Source organism: Nonomuraea sp. NPDC001636, assembly GCF_040298265.1.
Classification (GTDB): Bacteria; Actinomycetota; Actinomycetes; order Streptosporangiales; family Streptosporangiaceae; genus Nonomuraea.
Genome location: NZ_JBEOZT010000095.1, coordinates 1 through 1427 on the forward strand (window position 1 = coordinate 1; position 1427 = coordinate 1427).

General features: G+C 71.7%; 1 protein-coding gene. It reads left to right on the top strand.

Annotated elements, in window-relative coordinates; translation table 11 throughout:
• A partial coding sequence (locus ABT158_RS51185) for a M4 family metallopeptidase (protein WP_352366767.1) occupies positions 1-1427 on the top strand: 1427 nt, incomplete at both ends.

Genomic DNA, 1427 nt, shown 5'->3' on the forward strand with positions numbered 1-1427 from the left:
CCGCCACCGCCAAGGCCCGCCTGTCCCGCGTGGACGACAGCGCCGCCCCCCGCCTGGTCGTCCTGGCCCAAGGCGAAGCACCCGTGCTGGCGTGGGAGGTCAAGGTCTCCGGCCTGGCCAAGGGCAAGCCCAGCGTGCAGAACGTCTACGTCGACGCCTCGACCGGCGCCGTCGCCGACGCCGTCGACCTGGTCCGCGAAGGCAGCGGCAACGGCTTCTACTACGGCCAGGTCACCATCAACACCAGCGGCTCAGGCAGCAGCTACTCCATGACCGACACCACCCGGCCCGGCATCGCCTGCGGCGGCCAGGGCGGCTCGGCCTACACCGGCACCGACGACGCCTGGGGCAACGGCTCGGGCACCAACCTGGAGACCGCCTGCGTGGACGCCCTGTTCAGCGTCCAGCGCGAGTGGGACATGCTGCGCGACTGGCTGGGCCGCAGCGGCATCGACGGCAGCGGCCGCGGCTTCCCCGCCCGCGTCGGCCTGGCCGACGTCAACGCCTACTGGAACGGCAGCTACACCAACTTCGGCCACAACCAGGCCAACACCCAGCAGGCCACCCCCATCGACGTCGTGGCCCACGAGTTCGGCCACGCCATCTTCCAGACCACCCCCGGCGGCGCCGGCTCGGGCAACGAGAACGGCGGCATCAACGAGGGCACCGGCGACATCTTCGGCGCGCTGACCGAGGCCTACGCCAACAACCCCAACGACCCGCCCGACTACCTCGTGGGCGAGGAGGTCGACCTGGTCGGCCAGGGCCCGATCCGCAACATGTACAACCCCAGCGCCCTGGGTGACCCCAACTGCTACTCCTCCTCCATCCCCAGCACCGAGGTGCACTCGGCGGCCGGGCCGCTCAACCACTGGTTCTACCTGCTGGCCGAGGGCAACAACCCCGGCGGCGGCAAGCCCTCCAGCCCGATCTGCTCCGGCGGCCCGTCCTCGGTGACCGGCGTCAGCATCCAGAAGGCCGGCAAGATCTACATGGGCGCCCTGAACCGCAAGACCTCCTCCTGGCGCTACGCCAACATCCGCTCGGCCTCCGTCGCCGCGGCCATCGAGCTGTACGGCGCCAACAGCGCCGAATGCAACAGCACCAAGGCCGCCTGGAGCGCCGTCAGCGTCGCCGCCGCCTCCGGCGAGCCCGCCTGCGGCACCGCCGGCCCCGACTTCTCCCTCACGCTCAACCCCTCCTCCGGCAGCGCCCAGCCCGGCGCCACCGTCACGGCCACGGTCAACACCCAGACCACCTCCGGCAGCGCCCAGACCGTCAACCTGACCGCCACCGGACTGCCCAGCGGCACCACCGCCGCCTTCAACCCGGCCTCGGTGACCTCCGGCAACTCCTCCACCCTCACCCTGTCCGTCGGCGCCTCCACGGCCCAGGGCACCTACCCGATCACCATCACGGGCACCGGC